Annotated in this window: 16 protein-coding genes, 1 tRNA gene and 1 pseudogene; 9 read left to right on the top strand and 9 right to left on the bottom strand. The window is 72.5% G+C overall.

Going from position 1 to position 18,206, the window contains the following annotated elements; genetic code table 11:
- Positions 1 to 4 precede the first annotated feature (4 nt).
- A complete protein-coding gene (locus tag FHX73_RS13725; RefSeq protein WP_145905280.1) occupies positions 5 to 1,321 on the bottom strand; it encodes a DUF6271 family protein in 1,317 nt (438 codons plus the stop codon).
- Positions 1,318 to 2,367: a phytanoyl-CoA dioxygenase family protein gene (locus tag FHX73_RS13720; RefSeq protein ID WP_145905279.1), complete on the bottom strand. Its 1,050-nt coding sequence runs from the start codon at positions 2,365 to 2,367 to the stop codon at positions 1,318 to 1,320. Before FHX73_RS13720 ends, FHX73_RS13725 begins: the two co-directional genes overlap by 4 nt.
- A gap of 212 nt (positions 2,368 to 2,579) precedes the next feature.
- On the opposite strand from FHX73_RS13720, the gene FHX73_RS13715 reads away from it, so the two are divergent.
- A complete protein-coding gene (locus FHX73_RS13715) occupies positions 2,580 to 3,890 on the top strand; it encodes a type III PLP-dependent enzyme (RefSeq protein ID WP_145905278.1) in 1,311 nt (436 codons plus the stop codon).
- On the opposite strand, the gene FHX73_RS13710 is transcribed toward FHX73_RS13715, so the two are convergent.
- From FHX73_RS13710 to FHX73_RS13700, 3 genes are read right to left on the bottom strand one after another with little or no spacing between them, the layout of a single operon-like run.
- Positions 3,869 to 5,158 carry an ATP-binding protein gene (locus FHX73_RS13710; protein WP_145905277.1) on the bottom strand — a complete coding sequence of 430 codons (1,290 nt, stop codon included), beginning with the start codon at positions 5,156 to 5,158 and terminating at the stop codon, positions 3,869 to 3,871. The two genes, FHX73_RS13715 and FHX73_RS13710, sit on opposite strands and share 22 nt — an antisense overlap.
- 11 nt (positions 5,159 to 5,169) lie before the next feature.
- Positions 5,170 to 5,418, bottom strand: a complete 249-nt coding sequence (locus FHX73_RS13705) for an acyl carrier protein (protein WP_145905276.1) — start codon at positions 5,416 to 5,418, stop codon at positions 5,170 to 5,172.
- Positions 5,419 to 5,452: 34 nt separating this feature from the next.
- Positions 5,453 to 6,934 carry an AMP-binding protein gene (locus FHX73_RS13700; RefSeq protein WP_145905275.1) on the bottom strand — a complete coding sequence of 494 codons (1,482 nt, stop codon included), beginning with the start codon at positions 6,932 to 6,934 and terminating at the stop codon, positions 5,453 to 5,455.
- Positions 6,935 to 7,476: 542 nt separating this feature from the next.
- On the opposite strand from FHX73_RS13700, the gene FHX73_RS13695 reads away from it, so the two are divergent.
- From FHX73_RS13695 to FHX73_RS13665, 7 genes are all read left to right on the top strand, one after another.
- Positions 7,477 to 7,746 carry a helix-turn-helix domain-containing protein gene (locus FHX73_RS13695; RefSeq protein WP_145905274.1) on the top strand — a complete coding sequence of 90 codons (270 nt, stop codon included), beginning with the start codon at positions 7,477 to 7,479 and terminating at the stop codon, positions 7,744 to 7,746.
- A gap of 123 nt (positions 7,747 to 7,869) precedes the next feature.
- On the top strand, positions 7,870 to 8,901 hold the full coding sequence (locus FHX73_RS13690; RefSeq protein ID WP_145905273.1) for a polysaccharide deacetylase family protein: 1,032 nt from the start codon (positions 7,870 to 7,872) through the stop codon (positions 8,899 to 8,901).
- 32 nt (positions 8,902 to 8,933) lie between these two features.
- Positions 8,934 to 9,371 (top strand): SRPBCC family protein, encoded by a 438-nt coding sequence (locus FHX73_RS44650; protein WP_170304911.1) that lies wholly within the window; start codon positions 8,934 to 8,936, stop codon positions 9,369 to 9,371.
- Positions 9,368 to 9,811, top strand: a complete 444-nt coding sequence (locus FHX73_RS13680) for an EVE domain-containing protein (protein ID WP_145905272.1) — start codon at positions 9,368 to 9,370, stop codon at positions 9,809 to 9,811. The genes FHX73_RS44650 and FHX73_RS13680 overlap by 4 nt, the downstream gene beginning before the upstream one ends.
- Positions 9,798 to 10,250 (top strand): MarR family winged helix-turn-helix transcriptional regulator, encoded by a 453-nt coding sequence (locus FHX73_RS13675; protein WP_145905271.1) that lies wholly within the window; start codon positions 9,798 to 9,800, stop codon positions 10,248 to 10,250. The genes FHX73_RS13680 and FHX73_RS13675 overlap by 14 nt, the downstream gene beginning before the upstream one ends.
- Positions 10,251 to 10,451: 201 nt before the next feature.
- On the top strand, positions 10,452 to 11,777 hold the full coding sequence (locus FHX73_RS13670; RefSeq protein ID WP_145905270.1) for a hypothetical protein: 1,326 nt from the start codon (positions 10,452 to 10,454) through the stop codon (positions 11,775 to 11,777).
- A gap of 190 nt (positions 11,778 to 11,967) precedes the next feature.
- Positions 11,968 to 13,794, top strand: coding sequence for a DUF262 domain-containing protein (locus FHX73_RS13665; RefSeq protein WP_145905269.1), 1,827 nt, complete (start codon positions 11,968 to 11,970; stop codon positions 13,792 to 13,794).
- Positions 13,795 to 13,935: 141 nt separating this feature from the next.
- Here FHX73_RS13665 and FHX73_RS13660 read toward each other — a convergent pair.
- Positions 13,936 to 14,006, bottom strand: a tRNA-Gly gene (locus FHX73_RS13660).
- Between the two features lie 434 nt (positions 14,007 to 14,440).
- Between FHX73_RS13660 and dcd the strand changes: the two genes are divergently transcribed.
- Positions 14,441 to 15,016, top strand: coding sequence for a dCTP deaminase (gene dcd, locus FHX73_RS13655; protein WP_145905268.1), 576 nt, complete (start codon positions 14,441 to 14,443; stop codon positions 15,014 to 15,016).
- Between the two features lie 30 nt (positions 15,017 to 15,046).
- On the opposite strand, the gene FHX73_RS13650 is transcribed toward dcd, so the two are convergent.
- The 3 genes and pseudogenes from FHX73_RS13650 to manB all read right to left on the bottom strand — a co-directional run.
- Positions 15,047 to 15,943, bottom strand: a complete 897-nt coding sequence (locus FHX73_RS13650; protein WP_145905267.1) for an alanyl-tRNA editing protein — start codon at positions 15,941 to 15,943, stop codon at positions 15,047 to 15,049.
- A 100-nt stretch (positions 15,944 to 16,043) separates the two neighbouring features.
- Positions 16,044 to 16,928 (bottom strand): Yip1 family protein, encoded by an 885-nt coding sequence (locus FHX73_RS13645; protein ID WP_145905266.1) that lies wholly within the window; start codon positions 16,926 to 16,928, stop codon positions 16,044 to 16,046.
- A gap of 206 nt (positions 16,929 to 17,134) precedes the next feature.
- Positions 17,135 to 18,199: pseudogene (gene manB / locus FHX73_RS13640) on the bottom strand (mannose-1-phosphate guanylyltransferase); the annotation flags it as partial.
- Between the last annotated feature and the right edge of the window lie 7 nt (positions 18,200 to 18,206).

The raw sequence follows: 18,206 nt of genomic DNA, 5'->3' as shown, positions 1-18,206 counted from the left end.
CCCATCAGTTCGGTCCACCGGGCACCACGTGGTCGCAGGCCCTGATCATCGCGTCCCAGTCCGCCAGCAGCAGGGCGAAGTCGGCCATGTCGGCGCGCGCCCCGTCGAGGAGCTCCGCGGACCGGTCGGCCACCAGGTCGGCCACCTCGGCGTAGCGCCCGCCGAGTTCGCGGTAGCCGCGGTCGAGCACCGCCAGCCGGCCCCGGTTCGGCGCGGGGTCCAGCTCCAGGCTCTCCCGGACGATCCCGGCGACCAGGTCGGCCCGCAGCCGGTGCCGCTCGTCCAGCAGCTCCGCGCCGGCCCGCGCCGTCCGCTCCCGGACGTGGTTCAGCTGCAGCATCGACAGCAGGAACTTCACGAACCGCACCTGGTAGGCGAGGAAGCCCTGCTCGGTGCGCCGCTCCGGGGTGTAGTAGTTCAGGATGTGGCGGTTGTGCACCGCGCCGGGCAGCTTCGCGTCGTGCACCAGGTGGATCAGGAAGTAGTCGCTGCCGATGGTGTCGGTCGCCGGCGGCAGCGGCACCCGCTGGTAGACCTCGCCGGCCAGCGCGATGTTGCACATCTCCACGGCGTAGGGGTCGAAGGCGCCCAGCGTGCTGCGGTCCGCGGTGAAGGCGCCGCCGCCCGCGCCGGTGAAGGAGCGGCTCGCCAGCCACCGCTTGCGCACGCCGTCCAGCTCGCCGGGCGCGTAGAGGGCGACCACGTCCTGGTAGACCTGCGGGGAGAGCTCGCGGATCTCGCCGACGTCGACGGACATCTCGCCGAGGAAGGAGCCGCCGACCAGCGACACCGGCCGGGCGGCCATCGCCGGGTCGAGCACGGCCCGGGTGGCGCGCGGCGCCACCTCGCCCGCAGGGCGGCCGAGCAGGTCCAGCTCGTGCCGCAGCGGGTGGATCGTCTCGCCGTCGAGCTCCTGGTAGCGGCTGTCCGAGTCCCGCCGGTGCACCGACTCGCAGCCCAGCGCGGCAGCGATCAGGAAGGCCCGGTTGGTGCAGGCGCCGTAGGAGACGCCGGCCGGGAGCATCAGCTCCAGCAGGCGCTCGGCCCGCCCGGTCCCGGGCACCGCGCGCTCGATCACGGCGCGCAGGAAGCGGCGCTGCGCCGGCTCGTCCAGGTGGTGCGCCACGACTCCCGGCCGGTGCGGCAGGGCGGCCAGCACGGCGGCGTGCTCGGCGAGCTCGGCTCCGGTGCAGGAGTCGAGCACCAGCAGGTGCACCTCGACCCCGAACTGCTCGGCGGCCCAGGCGGCTTCGCCGTGCGCGGCGGTGATGGTGGCCGCGCAGGGCCGGTTGGTGGGCAGCGCCAGGCAGATCCGCTTCACGCCGGCTCCCCCGGCGCCGGCTCGGCCGCCGGTGCGTCCCACGGGTCCAGGCCGAGCAGCCGGCGCCCGAGCGGGTTCAGTTCGGCGGTCCGGTAGCGGGTGGCCTCGGGCCGTTCCAGGTCGCCGACCAGGGTCTTGTTCCAGCGCGGCGTGCTGAGGGTGCGCCAGGAGTCGATCCGGGAGCGGCGCAGCTCCTCGTCGTCCTCCAGGGCCGGCATCATCGACAGGTACTGCACCGAGCGGACGGACCGCTCGGACAGGTTCGGCGCCACCCCGTGGGCCAGGAACCCGTTCCAGATCAGCAGGTCGCCGGGGTTCAACTCGGGCCGGACGACGGGGTACCGGGTGCGGTCGGCGTTCGGCCGGATCGGGTCGCGGTCGGCCGGCTGCTCGGCCTTCCACCGGTCGAACCGGTGGAACAGCTCGGGCGAGCACTGGAACCCGCCGTCGTCGGGCCCGGTGGCGGTGAGCGCGATGATGCCCTGGACCCGCTGCGGGGGTTCGGCGGCCGTGGTGTCCACGTCCCAGTGCAGGTCGATGTCGAAGCCGGTCTCGGTGGGGGCGATCAGCGAGCGGCTGCGGCTGCCGGTGTTGGGCGGGTTGAGGTTGAGCCGGTCCAGGGTGACCCAGAGCTCCTCGCAGTCCCAGACGTCGACGAAGGCGTCGTAGACCCGCCTGCTCTGCCGGCTGTCCCAGAGGAGTTGGTGGTGGTACGCCTCGACGAAGCCGTAGACGTGCAGGTCGCGGAAGAGCTTGGAGAGGAACCGGCGTTCGGGGTACCAGGTGTCGGGGCGCTCGGGGTCCATGCCCTGGAACTCCCAGGCGAAGTCGAGCAGGGCCCGGGCGGCGGCCGCCGGGATCGCCTCCCGGACGATGACGTAGCCGTGGTCCTGCCAGTGCCGGAAGTCCTCGGCGGAGAGCACCCGCAGGGGCAGCCGCTTCGTCAGGTCGCGCAGGGGCACGGGCGCGCGGTAGTTCTCGCCGTCGGTGCTGGTGTAGCCGCCACGGGGAGCCGCTCGGTGGGGACGCTCATCGGACAGCGGCATGCGTGACTCCACGGTTGGTCCGGCGGTGGTTTCCTGGGGCCGCGGACGACTCGACGCGGGTTCCCAAAGTGGACTAGACCAACGAGCGGTGTCAACCCTCGAATCCGGCCCGCCACTTCGCTATGCTCGCGCTCCGGATCAATTGGTCCAGACCAAAGCGGCGGCCCGCTCGGGGCGCGCCGGCACCGGCCCCGCCGGAAGGGTGACGCGCGATGACCGAACCCGCGGCGACGGCCGACGGACTCCCCTTCACCGAACTCGCCGCACGGTTCGGCACCCCGCTCTACGTCTACGACGGCGCCGTGCTCGCCCGGCAGTTCACCCGGCTGCGGGCCGCGCTCGACCACCGGATCGAGCTGTTCTTCTCGCTCAAGTCCAACCCGAACCTGAGCGTCTTCGCCTTCCTGCACGGCCTCGGCGCCCGGGCCGAGGTGTCGTCACGGGCCGAGCTGCACACGGCGTTCCGGGCCGGCGCCGCGCCCGCGGACACCATCCTGCTCGGGCCGGGCAAGAGCGAGGCGGAGATCGAGGACGCCGTCACGGCCGGCATCGCCGCGTTGGTCTGCGAGTCCTTCGAGGAGCTCGCGCTGATCGACCGGGTCGCGCTCCGGCACGGGGTGGTCGCGCGGGTCGCGCTGCGGGTCAACCCGGCCTTCACGGTGAAGGGCGCCGGCCTGGCGATGGGCGGCGTGCCACGGCAGTTCGGGATCGACGAGGCGGCCCTGCTCGGCTGCCCGGCCGACCTGGCGACCCGCTACCGCGGCGTGCGGCTGATCGGCGTGCACGTGTACCTGGGCAGCCGGATCATGTCCGAGCAGGTGATCGTCGAGAACACGGCCCGCATCCTCGACCTGGCCGAGCGACTGGCCGAGCGGCTCGACTTCCCGCTCGAACTCGTCGACGTGGGCGGCGGCCTGGGCGTCGCCTACTTCGACGGCGAGCAGGACCTGGACCCCGCCCTGCTGGCCGAGGGCCTCAACCCGCTGGTCGCCGGGTTCGCCGGGCGGCACCCGGGGACCAGGCTGGTCATGGAGCTGGGCCGCTACCTGGCCGCCGACGCCGGCACCTACCTGACCACCGTGCGCTACACCAAGGAGTCGATGGGCCGGCGGTTCGCCGTCGCCGACGGCGGCACCAACCACCACATGGCGGCGGTCGGCATCGGCTCGCTGGTGCACCGCAACTTCCCGATCAGGCTGCTGAACCGGTCGGCGGCGGACGGCGAGCGGACCGGCCCCTGGCAGCTGACCGGGCCGCTGTGCACGCCCAACGACCTGTTCGGCCGCAACGTGGAGCTGCCCGAGCTGCGCCCCGGCGACCTGATCGGCGTCGAGCGCTCGGGCGCCTACGGGCCGACCGCCTCGCCCACCGGCTTCCTCTCTCACGGGTACCCGGCCGAGGTGCTGGTGGTGGACGGCACGGCCCACCTGGTCCGCCGCCGGGAGACCCTGGCGGAGCTGATGGGCCACCAGCTCCTCTACACGGAGGCCGCCGAGTCCAGTCAGCTCGCCGACGGTAGCTGAGCCAGCAGTTCGCGCAGCCGCCGCTCCGACTCCGCGACCTGCTCGGTCGTGTCGGCCTGGACCACGTAGTAGCAGCGCCCGACCGGGGCCCGCAGGGTCGCCGCGGTGAGCACCCGCACCCCGTGCCCCCGGTCGCCGGTGACGGCGAGCCCGGCCTCCGCCAGCATCCGACGGATCGTCAGGTAGCTGTCCCGGGGCTCGCCCGAGCAGCGCACGGCCGCGAAGGAGAGCCGGGTCAGCCGGGTCGGCGCCGCGGCGTCCAGGGCGAGCGCGATCCGCCCCATGGAGAGCCGCGCGTTGACGTCGAGCACCGGCACCAGGGTGCCGTCGGTGGCGATCAGCCCGTCGACGCAGACCGGCCCCCAGTAGCCGGCCGCGCCGAGCTCCGCACCCAGCGCCGCGAGCACCCGCAGGTACCCGTCGTCGGCGCGCAGCCGGGCCTCGACCCGTTCGTCCAGGGTGTCCGAACCGGCGAAGCTGAGCCCGGTGTTGGTCATGCCGCGGAACGCGACCTCGCCCATCGACCCGTCGGGCGCGAGGTCGAAGTGCGCCGAGAAGTCCGCGGCCCGCTGGTAGAGCCGCTGGACCAGCAGCGGCTCACCCCGGTCCGCGGCTCGGGCGCGCTGGTAGCGCAGCACGGCGCCGAGCCGCAGCGCGTCGGTGACGACCATCGAGCCGCGCCCGGCCACCCCGTGCGCGCTCTTCAGCACCACCGGGTAGCCGAGCCGGCCGACTTCGCGCTCCAGTTCCTCGGCGCTGCCGGCGGTGCGGGCGGCGCCCTCGACGCCGTGCGCCGCGCAGAACGCGTTCGCCCAGGTCTTCGCGTTCACCGCCAGCACGGCGGCCGGCTCCGGCACGGCCGCCGTGCCGCCGAGCCCCGCCACGGCGGCCGGCGTCACGGGCAGCACGGCGTAGGGCAGCGGCGTGTGGGCGCTCGCGCCGAGCCCGGCGCCGGCCCCGGCGGCGAGCCGTTCCTCGACCGGCACGGCCGGATCGCCGGGCACGGTCGCCACGGCGCCGAGCGCCGCGTGCGACCGCAGGTCGGCCAGCAGCTCGGGCACCATCGGCCGACCGGTCAGCAACAGGTCGCGCGGGCCGCAGAGTTGCAGCAGCAGTTCGTCGGCGCCGGCCAGCGCGGCCGCCGCCGGCCCCGGGGCCAGCGAGGGCAGGGCGGAGCGGCCGCCGCGGGCCTCCCAGGAGCGCTCGGCGTCGAAGCTGCCGAACAGCACGCGCGGCGGGGCGGGCCGGTCCGTGGGTGCGGTGGTCACGGTGGCGGCCCTCAGGCCCGCTGCAGGGCCTGTTCGAGGCTGGTCAGCGACACCAGGTCCTCGTACTCCAGGGACTCGAAGTCGACGGCCACGCCGAGCCGCGCCTCAAGCTCCACCAGGAACTCCAGCAGCGCGATCGAGTCGAGCCCGAAGTCGACGAACAGGTTGCTCTCGGCCGTCAGGCCGTCGGCGGGCAGGCCTCTGGCGGCGAGCACCTCCCGCAGGAGGTCCTGGATCCGGTCGAGCATGGTGTTCTCCATCGTCAGTTCCCTTTCAAGAATGGGTCGGTGCCGGTCACGGGCGGACCGGTGCGGGCGGGAGGAGCAGGTTCAGCAGCGCCGGGCGGTCCACCTTGCCGTTGCCGCCGTAGGGGAGTTCGTCGAGCACGACGAGGCGGTCCGGCACCAGGTGCGCGGGGAGGGCGGCCCGGAGTCCGTCCAGCACGGCGGCGGGCAGCACGCCGTGGCCGGTGCAGGCGGCCAGCAGCCGGTCCTCGCCGCCCGGCCGGGTGGGTGCGGCGAGCACGACGGCGTCCCGGACCCCGGGCGCGGCGCGCAACGCGCTCTCCACCTCGCCGAGTTCCACCCGGTAGCCGGCCACCTTCACCTGGTGGTCGAGCCGGCCGCGGTGCACCAGGTCGCCGTCCGGCAGCCGTTCGACCAGGTCGCCGGTGCGGTACCAGGCGTCGGCGGGCAGCGGGCCGGGGCCGTCGAGCGCGCGGCCGGGGTCGTCGCCGGCCAGGAACCGGCCCGCGTTGTCCGCGGGGTCCAGGTAGCCGTCGAACCGCTGGGGGCCGCGCACGCACAGTTCGCCGCGGTCCGCCGGCCGCCCGTCCGGGTCGACCACCAGGTGCTCGATCCCGCCGTAGCGCCGCCCGATCGGCACCGTGCCGTTCGCGGTCGGCGGCCAGTGCTCCGGGTTCTCGGGGAGCCGGTAGTCGAAACAGCTGATCGTCAATTCGGTGGGCCCGTAGAGGTTTTCGATCGTGCTGTTCGGGGCGGCGAGCCGCCAGGCGTCGGCCTGCCGGTAAGTCAGCTGTTCACCGCAGAACAGGCTCCATTGCAAGGACGGCATGCTGTCGGGGCGCAGCCGTCGCATCCCCGCCGCCCGGGAGATCACCGAGGGGACCGAGAACCAGTGGGTCAGCCCCTTGGCGCCGACGAATGCGGCCGGGGTCAGCAGCTCGTTGCGGCCGGCGACGACGAGGGCCGCTCCGCTGGACCAGGCGGCGAACATGTCGAAGACGGAGAGGTCGAAGGTGAGCTCGAAGGTGTTGGAGAGCCGGCTGTCCGGCTGGATCCGGTAGCGCCGCCGGACGTGTTCGAGGTGGGCCGCCAGGTTCGCCTGCCCGATCGGCACGCCCTTCGGCCGGCCCGTGGAACCCGAGGTCAGCAGGATGTAGGCGGGTGCGCCGCTGTCCCCGGCCACCGGGACGGACCCGCCGCCGGGCGGGTCCTGCGGGGCCAGCACCAGGTCGGGACCGGCCGCGGCCATCAGCTGCCGAATCCGCTGGGCCGGGTACTCGGAATTGATCGGCACGACGGTGCAGCCGAGCATTTGGCCGGCCAGGTATCCGGCGAACGAGTTCGCACTCCGGTCGACGATCAGGCCGAGCCGCCCCGGAACCCCCCGGTGCCTTTCCAGCACGCCGGCTGCGACGCCTTTTGCCAGGAATTCCAGCTCGGCATAGCAGAACTGCCGGCCACCGATATCCAGGGCAATCCGGTCGGCATATCGGCCGGCCGATGCCGCGAACCGCTCGTACAAGGTTGTCATGCCGCCAAGCGCCCCTTCCGCCGCCTCTTTGGTCTAGACCTTTGAGGCCAGGAATGTCTAGACCAAAATGGCCTAGACCTATTCTTCGACCGGCATTGCCACTACCGCATTCACCTGCGCAAATGCCGAAGCGCGAACCAGTCGAACCCATCCGGACCCTCCAGCCGTGTCGCACAGTGTGGGCAGCAACTCGCCGTCAAGCAACTCGGACCAACACCCCGGACCACCCCATAACGGCACACTCGGCAGAAACCTCCGATCCGGCCCCATAGGGCACGATCCAGGTTTATCGCCACCGTAGAACGCAGGACTTATAAATGAACGTCGACGCAGGTCGCACGGTGCACCGCGGCATAGCCGCAGGTCCGCTGGTCTGGACCTCTTGAAAATCCGTGAGCTCCTGGTCCAGACTCATTGCCCGAGGCCGTGTGCAAACACCTTCGGTGTTGCCGACACCGGTGGCTTCCGGATTGGACGCCATTGTGGAGAGTCGCCGGGGGGGAACGGATGTATGGGCGCTGGGCAAGAGGCTGGGAGTTCTCATGAATGCCGTACGCACCGGACACGCCACCAGAGGAGCCGGCGACCGCCAGCCCTCGGACATCGCGCTCAAGGATCTGCGGAAGGCCCAGGGCCGCACCCAGGCGGAGGTGGCCAGGGTGCTCGGGGTCTCGCAGGCGCGGGTGTCCCAGATCGAGAACCGCGACCCGGCGAGCATGGAGCTGGACACGCTGCGCGCCTACGCCGCCGCACTCGGCGGACTGGTCGCCGTCACCATCAGCATCGGCACCGAATCCGTCAAGGTTGCCTGATCCACAGTCAACTCGACTTCCCCACAACTCATTTCCCTCACCACGTGCCCAACTCCGCCGCACCGTGCGCCGACTGACCGGCGACCGACCGCGACGAGATCCAGCAAGAACGCCAGAGGACCAATGAACACGCGCTACGCGGGCATCGCCTGGACCGACTCGGGCTACCGGATCGAGGTGGTGGACGACGCGGGCCGCCAGGTGACCGAGCCGCGCCGCTGGCACCCCGCCCGGGTCGCCGAACTCATCGACTGGCTGAGGCTGTTGGCCGACGGCCCGGTGCCGCTGGTGATCCTGGACAGCACCAACGGCCTGCTCGACGGCCCGATGACGGCGGCCGACCTCCCGGTGTACCGCGCGGACCCCTGGCAGCTGCCGCCCCGCCCGGACTTCGGCTCCGTCCCGGCCGCCCGGCTCGCCGAACGGGGCCGCACCGCCCTCGGCACGCTGACCCGGATCACCCCGGACCGCGGCACCCTGACCGGCCGCGAACCCGAGTACTACGACAACTCCCTGCGCAGCGCGCCGATCCGCGCGGCCATGGCCGCCGCCGGCCGCTGCTTCGAGCACGGCCCGCGCGACACCCCCCGGGTCGCGCTCACCTTCGACGACGGGCCCGACCCGGCGCACACCCGCCGGATCCTCGACGTCCTGGAGCGCTACGGCGCCCGGGCCACCTTCTTCTGCGTCGGCCTGCACGTCGCGGCCATGCCCGACGAGGTCCGCCGGATCGCCGACGGCGGCCACGAGCTGGGCAACCACTCCTGGTCGCACCCCTTCCTGCCCGACCTGACCCGGGACCAGCTGCACGAGCAGCTCGACCGCACCACCGAGGCGATCGCCCGGGTCGCCGGCCGGGCCCCGACCCGCTTCCGCCCGCCCTACGGCTCGCTCAGCCCCGAGGTGCTGGCCGCGCTGGCCGACCACCCGAGCGCCCTGACCATGTGGGACGTGGACTCCCGCGACTGGACCAAGCCGGGCCCGGAGCAGCTCACCGCCAACGTGCTGGACGCCGCCGCGCCCGGCTCGGTCGTCCTGATGCACGACGGCGCCGGCGACCGCCACCAGACCGTCGAGGCCCTGCCCGCCGTGATCGAGGGCCTGCTCGCCCGCGGCCTCGCGCTGGTCCCGGTCGACGAGCTGGGCGGCCCTTGACCCCCGGGGTACTAAGCGCGCATACTAATTCCATGACGACGACGCTCGGCACCGCCCGGATCTCCTCCACCGCCGCCCCCACCGCCTTCTTCGCCCGCTGGGCCGACACCGCCACCTGGCCCGAGTGGAACGCCGACACCGCGTGGGTCCGCCTCGACGGCCCGTTCGCGCAGGGCACCACCGGGATGCTCAAGCCGAAGGGCGGCCCGAAGACCAAGTTCGTCATCACCGCCCTGACCGAGCGCGAGTTCACCGACGTGTCGCTGCTGCCCGGCGCCAAGCTGACCTTCCACCACGAGGTCGACGTCGACGAGGCCGGCGCCACCCACGTCCAGGTGACCGTCGACCTGGCCGGCCCGATGGCCTGGCTCTGGCGCCGCATCCTCGGCAAGGACATCGCCGCCGGCCTCCCGCGCGACCTCGCCGGCCTCAAGGCCGCCGCGGAGGCGAACGTCGAGGTCGCGGCGTGAAGCACTGGCTCGGCGTCGTCTGCCGCGAGCACGTCGAGCGCGGCCGGCGCCTGGGCATCGCCCAGCTCGGCCACGGCCGGCGGCCCCCGCTCGCCCGGCTCTCCGCGGGCGACTGGCTGGTCTACTACTCACCGCGCACCCGCCTGCGCGACGGCGAACCCCTCCAGGCCTTCACCGCCCTCGCCGAGGTCGCCGACGAAACGATCTGGCAGGCCGACGAGGGCGACTTCAAGCCCCACCGCCGCCGCGTGCACTACCGCCCCACCACCGACGCGCCGATCGCCGGCCTGCGCCACGCCCTCCACCTCACCGCCGAGCCGAACTGGGGGTACCAGCTGCGCCGTGGTCTGATCGAGCTGACCGAGGGCGACTTCGCCCTGATCCGCGCCGCCATGACCGGGCCGACCCGGGAGGAACCCTTCGCCCATGACCGGACGTGAACTGGCCTCCTCCTTCGACGACGCCGAGGAGAGCCCGGGATTGCTGCTCTGGCAGATCACCAACCGCTGGCAGGCCGCCCAGCGCGCGGCCCTCAAACCGCACGGCCTGACCCACGTCCAGTTCGTCCTGCTGGCCGCCCTCACCTGGCTCGGCACCGACGGCCCGATCACCCAGAAGCAACTGGCCGACCACACCGCCACCGACCCGATGATGACCTCCCAGGTGTTGCGCACCCTGGAGTCCGCCGGCCTGGTCGAGCGCCTCCCCCACCCCACCGACAAGCGCGCCCGCGCCCTCCAGACCACCCCCGCCGGCCGTGACCTGGCCAACCGCGCGGTCGCCGTGGTCGAGGAGTGCGACCGCCGGTTCTTCGCCCCCCTCGGCGACCTCGCCACCCCGTTCACCCGCTCGCTCCAGCGCCTCAAGACAGGCGGCTGACGCCCCCTCAGGGACCCCCTCCCCGGCGGTTCGTTGGTACCCGTCGGCTGTTACACGGCGGTGACGGAATCACCATCACAGGCATACCAACAATCTGACACTATCTTCACATCGCAGCCGCTGAGTCGCAGGACAGAGCAGCAGGCTGGATTCTGATCGCTCGTCACTTTCCGCACTGACTGATCCCTGGGGGGGACCATCATGTCTGCTCGCTCGTTCGCCCGCCGCTCCCGCCTGCTCTCCGCCACCGCCCTCGTCGCCGCCGGCGTCGCCGCCCTCGCGCCCACCGCCGCCTTCGCCGACACCCCGGCCGCCGCCGCCCCGAGCGACGCCAAGCCGCTCACCGCCACCCTGTCGGCCCCCAGCACGATCACCCCGCTGGTCCGCGGCGGCAGCGGCGAGAGCATGACCCTGTCGGTCACCAACAACTCCGACCAGGCCCAGCCGTTCCACCCCGCGATCGTCGCCACCGCGACCGGCTCGCCGCTCACCATGGGCACCTACACCTTCAACGCCGCGGCCATCGACGCGCCGCCGAGCTGGGGCGGCGCCTTCAACGGCAAGGTCAACGGCGGCTACGTCCTCCCCCAGAACGCCATGGCCGACGTCCCCTTCAACGTGCCGGCCCACCAGACCTACACCTGGTCCGTCTCGTTCGGCGCCGAGGAGAACTTCCCCGCCGACGACACCGCCGTCGCCTTCACCCTGACCAACGACGCCAACGACAGCACCAACCTCGGCACCGTCACCTTCCCGATCGCCGAGGGCGCCACCAAGCCGCTCACCGCCAAGCTGTCGGCCTCCGCCCCGATCACCCCGCTGGTCCGCGGCGGCGACGCGGAGAGCATGACCCTGTCGGTCACCAACGACTCCGACCTGAGCCTGCCGTTCCACCCGCTGGTCGTCGCCACCCCGACCGGCTCGCCGCTGACCATGGGCTCCTACACCTTCAGCGCCGCGGCCGTCGACGCGCCGCCGAGCTGGGGCAGCGGCTACCAGGGCAACGTCACCGGCGGCTACGTGCTCCCCCAGAACGCCATGGCCTCCACCCCCTTCGACGTGCCGGCCCACCAGACCTACACCTGGACCGTCTCCTTCGGCGCCGAGAACACCCTCCCCGCCGACGACACCGCCGTCACCTTCACCCTGACCGACGACGCCAACCACAGCGCCGACCTCGGCACCGTCTCCTTCCCCGTCGCCGCGGCCCAGACCGGCTCCGCCCCCGCCAAGTCCACCTCGGCCAAGGGCCAGTCCGGCACCGCCGCCAAGCCCGCCGCCGCTGCCGTCGCCCTCAGCGCCCCGGTCGCCGCCCCGGTCGCCGACACCAACACCACCACCCAGGCCAACAACACCACCGCCACCACCCCCACCACCACCACCGACACCGCCACCACCCCCCAGAAGCTCGCCTACACCGGCGGTGGCACCGACAGCACCCCCCTGATCGCCGCCGGCGCCACCCTGGTCGCCCTCGGCGCCGGCGCGGTCGTCTACTCCCAGCGCCGCCGCGCCGCCAAGATCTGACCCGCAGTCACCCCCGAAGGCCCAGCCCGGAGACCACCTCTCCGGGCTGGGCCTTCGTTCTGCCGGGCTGTCGGCCGGCTTCGACAGCAACGCCGGCTGGGCGGGCCGGTCGGCCTGGGAACCGACCCCGTGTTCGCTCGGCCACCCGATAGCCTCTCGGCAACGTTCAGTGTCGAGGAAGGGACGGATCGTGCCGGAGCAAGCATTCGGGATCGACAAGGTCCAGCTGATCAAACTGCTGCGGCGGGTGGCCGAGGGCGAGGCACAGCTGCCGGAGTTCCAGCGCGGCTGGGTGTGGCCGGACCACAACATCATCGGCCTGCTCGCCTCGATCTCCCGCGGCTACCCGGTCGGCACCCTGATGCTGCTGCAGACCGGCGGTGACGTCCGCTTCAAGTACCGCCCGGTCGAAGGCGCCACCCCGCCGCCGCGCACCCAACCAGACACCCTGATCCTCGACGGCCAGCAGCGGATGACCTCGCTCTTCCAGTCGCTCGTGCTCGGCAAGCCGGTCGAGACCCAGAACCAGCGGAAGCAGCCGATCTCCGGCTGGTTCTACGTCGACATGGTCAAGGCCCTCGACCCCCAGGTGGACCGGGAGGACGCCATCCGCCTGCTGCCGGCCGACCGGGTGGTCCGCAGCTTCCGGGGCGAGCCCATCGAGGACTGCTCGACCCCGGAGAAGGAGTACGAGGCCCGGCTCTTCCCGCTCGCGAAGCTCTTCGACAACCGTGACTGGAGCTACGGCTACGAGGACTACTGGAAGGCGCGCGGCGAGGACGGCCGCAAGTGGTGGCGGGACTTCGAGGAGGCGTTCATCCGCCCCTTCGAGCTCTACCAGGTGCCGGTGATCGAACTCGGGAAGCAGACCGAGCGGCAAGCCGTCTGCCAGGTGTTCGAGAAGGTCAACACCGGTGGCGTCACCCTGACCGTCTTCGAGCTGCTCACCGCCACCTACGCCGCGGACGAGTTCGACCTGCGCGACCACTGGGACAACAAGGTCCGGGCTGCTTGGAAGGCGCCCGAGTACCGCGTGCTCAAGGAGGTCTCCAACACCGACTTCCTGCAGGCCGTCACACTGATGGCGACGGCGGCCCGACGGGACCGCGCAGCCGCGACCGGGGTCGACGAGGAACGGCTGCCCCGGATCGGCTGCAAGCGCAAGGACATGCTGGAACTCGGCCTGGAGGAGTACGAGCACTTCGAGCCGCTGGTCGTCCAGGGCTTCAAGGACGCCGCCAAGTTCCTGCGCCAGCAGTACCTCTTCGACACCAAGTTCCTGCCCTACGGCACCCAGCTGATCCCGCTCGCCGCGATCCTCAGCGTGCTCGGCGAGCACGCCCAACCGGCCGGCGCCCAGCAGAAGCTGGCCCGCTGGTACTGGTGCGGCGTGTTCGGCGAGTTGTACGGCGGCTCGACGGAGACCAGGTTCAGCCACGACCTGCCCGAGACGGTGGACTGGGTCCGCGGCGCCGGCCCCGAACCCCGCACCGTGCGCGACGCCCGGTTCAGCGCGAGCCGGCTGCTGACCCTGCGCACCCGCAACAGCGCCGCCTACAAGGGGATCTACGCGCTGCTGATGAAGGAGGGCGCCGCGGACTGGCGGACCGGTGAGAAGGCCGAGATCACCGAGTACTTCGCGGAAGCCGTGGACATCCACCACATCTTCCCGCAGGTGTGGTGCGAGCGGGAGAACATCCCCCGAGGCAGCTACAACTCGATCGTCAACAAGACCCCACTGACCGGACGCACCAACCGGATCATCGGCGGAGTGGCGCCCTCCGCCTACCTCCCCCGGCTCGCCAAGAACGCCGAGGTCGAGGCGGACACCGTGGCCGACCACATCCGCACCCACCTGGCCGACCCCGAGCTGCTCGCCAAGGATGACTTCGCAGGCTTCTTCGAAGCCCGCCAGCGGGCCCTGGTCGAGGCCATCGAGAAGGCCACGGGCAAGGCGGTCGTCACGGAAGACGGATACCCCAGCACCGATCCGGTGGACGACGGCGACGAAGACTGACCGCCCGGCAGCCTCCGGGGTTGGCCATCGGATCTGACGGAACATCAGCTGCCCTCTGGCACACATCCGGCACGCCAGCCCCCCCAGCCGGTCCAGCCAACGCGAAAGCCCCAGGCCACTTGACCTGGGGCTCTCCATCTGAGCGGGCGACGAGAATCGAACTCGCGCTCTAAGCTTGGGAAGCTCATGTTCTACCATTAAACTACGCCCGCCTGATGAACCGTCAGCAACGGCTCGATCATGCTCCACTGTACCCCATGCTGCCGGGTGGTCAGTACTGGGTTCGGGAGGGGCGGCGAGTTGGAGGTTGGATGTCCGGTTGATCCCCTAATGTACGGCTGTCGTGGTCCGACGGTGCGGTCGGGCCGGGTCGGGGAAGTGGGAAGGGGATCGATGGAGCGGCGGACTGTCGTGCGGTGTGCCGAGGGGCACGTGTTCAGTACGGGGTCGTTCCCGTTGCGGAACCTGGGGGCGCGGCTCGGGCCCCAGCGGTTGTTGCGGTGTCCGCGGTGCGGGCGGCTGCGGAGCGCGGTGCCGGTCGAGGAGTAGCGGGCGGCGGTGCCGGGGGCCTCCGACCGGGGGCTCTCGGCGTGTCCGGTACGTGGAGGGAATTGGGCGTCGGGGCGAGAGCACGTAACCTCGTGGCGTGCTGCTCTCCGACAAAGACATCCGCGCCGAGCTCGACAAGGGCCGGGTCGTGCTCACTCCCTACGACCCCGCCATGATCCAGCCGTCGAGCATCGACGTCCGGCTGGACCGTTTCTTCCGGGTGTTCGAGAACCACCGGTACCCGCACATCGACCCCTCGCAGGAGCAGCCGGACCTGACCCGGCTGGTGGAGCCGGAGGGTGACGAGGCGTTCATCCTGCACCCGGGCGAGTTCGTGCTGGCGTCCACCTACGAGGTGATCACGCTGCCGGACGACGTGGCCTCGCGGCTGGAGGGCAAGTCGAGCCTGGGCCGGCTCGGGCTGCTGACCCACTCGACGGCCGGGTTCATCGACCCGGGCTTCAGCGGGCACGTGACCTTGGAGCTGTCGAACGTGGCGACCCTGCCGATCAAGCTCTACCCGGGCATGAAGATCGGTCAGCTCTGCCTGTTCCGGCTCTCCTCGCCCTCCGAGCACCCGTACGGCTCGGAGCGGTACGGCTCGCGCTACCAGGGGCAGCGCGGTCCGACGCCGTCCCGCTCCTACCTCAACTTCCACCGCACGGCGGTCTGAGCCACCGAGCCTCTGAGCCGCTGAGCCGCCTCAGACCCGGGCCGGCCGGGTCACCGCGACCAGCTCGCTCCCGTCCTCGGACAGGGTCAGCTCGGTGACCAGCGCGGAGAGCTGGCCGAGCCGGTGCAGGTGGGTGCCGCCGCAGGCGAGCTGCGCGGGGCCGGCCGGCAGCTCGCAGTGCCAGGTCCGACGGGCGGTCAGCTCCGGTCCGGGCACCTCGATCCGCACCGGGGCGTCGGCCGCGACCCAGCCGGCCAGCCGCTCGTTGACCGCGGCGGTGACGGCCGGCAGGGCTTCGGCGAGCGCGGGCAGGCCGTCGGCGGCGTCGGTGGTGAAGCCCTTCTTCCGCAGCGACTTGCCCAGCCGGTAGGTGTCCGTGCTGGCCTCGGTGTCCATCACCGAGGAGGCCATCGCCAGGCTGTCGAAGTCGGGGTGGCCGAGCGCGTCGGAGCGGCCCGGGTCCTTGCGCCAGCGTTCGGCCAGCGCCTCGTTCAGGGCGAGCGCGAGCAGGTGGCAGCCGGTGTGCGCGGCGCTCAGCGCGGCCCGCCGCTCGGCGTCCACGGCCAGCGCCACCTCGGCGCCCGCGGCCAGGGCCTGCGGCGCCGACTCGACCACGTGCAGCACCAGCCAGGCCCACTCCTCGTCACCGCGCCGCACCGGGATGTCGGTGCCGACCAGCAGCTCGCCACCGTCGGGGCCGACCGCGGCGGTCAGGCAGTCCACCACGGCCAGCTCGGTGCCGGCCACGGTGAGCGTGCCGGTGTCGGCCGGCTGGTCGGGCCAGGTGTGGTCGAGCGGGTGGAAGGGGGTGTCCGCGGTGACCACCCCGTACCGGCCGTCGCCGAGCGGGTGGACGGCGAGCACGGTGGACTCGCCGGTCACCGCCCCGGCGGGGAAGCCGACGCGGGTGGTGGGGAGGGAGGTCATTCGGGGTCTCCGAGGGTTCGTAGCAATGGCCGCGTCCGTACGGGTGGTGTGCCGAACGTCTGCGTCCACCAGCCTAGACAGCCCCCGGACCGCCGAGCGCTCACCCCAGGGTCGGCAGCTTCACCATCACCAGCAGCGCGAGCAGCTGCACCAGCACCGCGCCGGCCGCCTTGCCCCACGGCAGGTCGTGCACCCGCCGGACCAGCACGGTCAGCAGCACCGCGCAGAGCAGCCAGCTGGCCCAGGCGAGCAGTTGCACCACCGGGCCCGAGGAGGGCAGCACCAGGGCGGCCAGCAGCCGGGGCGCGTCGGAGGTCCAGCCGACCAGCACGGCCAGCCCGACGGTGGGCGCCAACGGCCCGTCACCGCCGAACTGCCGGGCCAGCGCGTAGGTCACCGTGCCGAGGATCAGCCCGGCGACGGTGAACGCCACGGCGGCCCCGGCCAGCGACCAGAGCGCCACGGTGAAGGTGGACTTGACCACCTCGCTGCGGGTGTCGCCGAACCCGAACACCGCCAGCACGCCGTAGACCAGCGAGACGCAGACGGCGGGCAGCCACACCTGGTGGTCCCGCATCTGGTCGAAGGTCCGGGCGGGTGCCCGGTAGATGCCGACCAGCAGTTCCCGCCAGTCCAGCCGTCGCCCGGCGGCCCGGGGCGTGGTGCGACCGCCGGCCCGGTAGGTGGTGACGTTGTCCCCGCCCTCCGGCCCGCCCTGCTGGTCCAGGTACTCGGGGTACTCCGACGAGGGGTACTCGGACGATTGGTACTCAGGCGACTGGTACTCCGACGAGCGGTCACCCGCCCCGTAGCCCCCCGGCCCGTACCCGTCCGTCCCGTAGCCGCCCGCCCCGTACCCGTCCGGCCGGTGGCCGTACCCGCCCTGGGCCGCCCCGTAGGCGCCGTCGGGGACGGTGAACCCCTCCGGGAGGGTCCGCCCCGCCTGGTCCCCGCCCCACCCGCTCTGATGTCCGTTCCCTGCCACGCTCCGAAGGTACCCGCAAAGCCCTACCGGGACCCGAACGCCGGAGGGGTTGCAGCAGTGCTGTGACGCACCACCACAACCCCTCCGCGAAGCAGCGCCGGGAGAACCGGCCGGGCCGACCCGCAGCCCTACTTCTGCAGCACCGACCCGTGCACGGCCGCGGCCGAGTTCTGGCCGGCCGGGCAGCCGCCGGGGCCGGCGGTGGTGCGCACCGCGCCGACCGCGAGCCGGCTGCCGCAGGCGATCCGGATGCCGTTCGGCAGCTCGTTGTCGGCCTCGACGACGGCACCGTCGCCGATCACCGCGCCGTCCAGCACGGTGCGCTCGCCGATCACCGCGTAGGCGCCCACGATCGAGTCCTTGACCACGGCGTCCGCGCCGATCACCGCGCCGGGCAGGACCACGCTGCCCTCGACGATGGCGCCGGCCGCGACCGAGGCGCCCTCGGAGACCACGCTGCCGGAGCTGAGCAGCGCGCCGGGGTCGACGGTGCAGCCGGCCAGCAGCAGCGCCTCACCGGTCGCACCGGGCACGGCGGGCGAGTCCACCCGGCCGAGCACCAGGTCGGCCGAGCCGCGCACGAAGGCGGCGGGGGTGCCCAGGTCGAGCCAGTACGAGGTGTCGACCACGCCGCGCACCAGGGCGCCGCTCTCCAGCAGCTCGGGGAAGGTCTCGCGCTCGACGGAGACCACCCGGCCGGCCGGGATCCGGTCGATCACCGATCGGGTGAAGACGTAGCACCCGGCGTTGATCTGGTCGGTGACGATCTGCTCGGGGGTCTCCGGCTTCTCCAGGAACTCCAGCACCCGGCCGTGCTCGTCGGTCGGCACCAGGCCGAAGGCCCGCGGGTCCTCGACCCGGGTGAGGTGCAGGGTGACGTCGGCGCCGGCGGCCACGTGGCCGTCGCGCAGGGCCGCGATGTCCAGGCCGGAGAGGATGTCGCCGTTGAAGATGAGCACCGGCTCGTCGGGGCCGCAGGTCAGGCCCTCGGCGGCGTTGCGGATCGCGCCACCGGTGCCCAGCGGCTCCTTCTCGGTCAGGTAGACCAGTTCGATCCCGTACGGCGTGCCGTCGGCGAAGTGCTCCTCGAAGACCTCGGCCAGGTAGGAGGTGGCGAGCACCACGCGGGTGACGCCGGCCGCGGCCGCCCGGGCGAGCTGGTGCGCGATGAACGGCACACCCGCCACCGGGAGCATGGGCTTCGGGGTGTGGGTGGTGAGCGGGCGCAGCCGGGTGCCCTGACCGCCGACCAGCATGATCGCCTGGGTCATCTGTGCG

It is taken from the genome of Kitasatospora viridis (genome assembly GCF_007829815.1).
GTDB classification, from domain to species: Bacteria; Actinomycetota; Actinomycetes; order Streptomycetales; family Streptomycetaceae; genus Kitasatospora; species Kitasatospora viridis.
Note: the sequence above shows the minus strand (reverse complement) of the source record. Positions and strands in the feature narration are given on the sequence as shown.

Coding starts and splice junctions, on each gene's coding strand:
- FHX73_RS44650 (WP_170304911.1), top strand. CDS start 8,934: ATGACGACGACGCTCGGCACCGCCCGGATCTCCTCCACCGCCGCCCCC.
- FHX73_RS13675 (WP_145905271.1), top strand. CDS start 9,798: ATGACCGGACGTGAACTGGCCTCCTCCTTCGACGACGCCGAGGAGAGC.
- FHX73_RS13670 (WP_145905270.1), top strand. CDS start 10,452: ATGTCTGCTCGCTCGTTCGCCCGCCGCTCCCGCCTGCTCTCCGCCACC.
- FHX73_RS13715 (WP_145905278.1), top strand. CDS start 2,580: ATGACCGAACCCGCGGCGACGGCCGACGGACTCCCCTTCACCGAACTC.
- FHX73_RS13695 (WP_145905274.1), top strand. CDS start 7,477: ATGAATGCCGTACGCACCGGACACGCCACCAGAGGAGCCGGCGACCGC.
- FHX73_RS13700 (WP_145905275.1), bottom strand. CDS start 6,934: ATGACAACCTTGTACGAGCGGTTCGCGGCATCGGCCGGCCGATATGCC.
- FHX73_RS13705 (WP_145905276.1), bottom strand. CDS start 5,418: ATGGAGAACACCATGCTCGACCGGATCCAGGACCTCCTGCGGGAGGTG.
- FHX73_RS13650 (WP_145905267.1), bottom strand. CDS start 15,943: ATGACCTCCCTCCCCACCACCCGCGTCGGCTTCCCCGCCGGGGCGGTG.
- FHX73_RS13720 (WP_145905279.1), bottom strand. CDS start 2,367: ATGCCGCTGTCCGATGAGCGTCCCCACCGAGCGGCTCCCCGTGGCGGC.
- FHX73_RS13690 (WP_145905273.1), top strand. CDS start 7,870: ATGAACACGCGCTACGCGGGCATCGCCTGGACCGACTCGGGCTACCGG.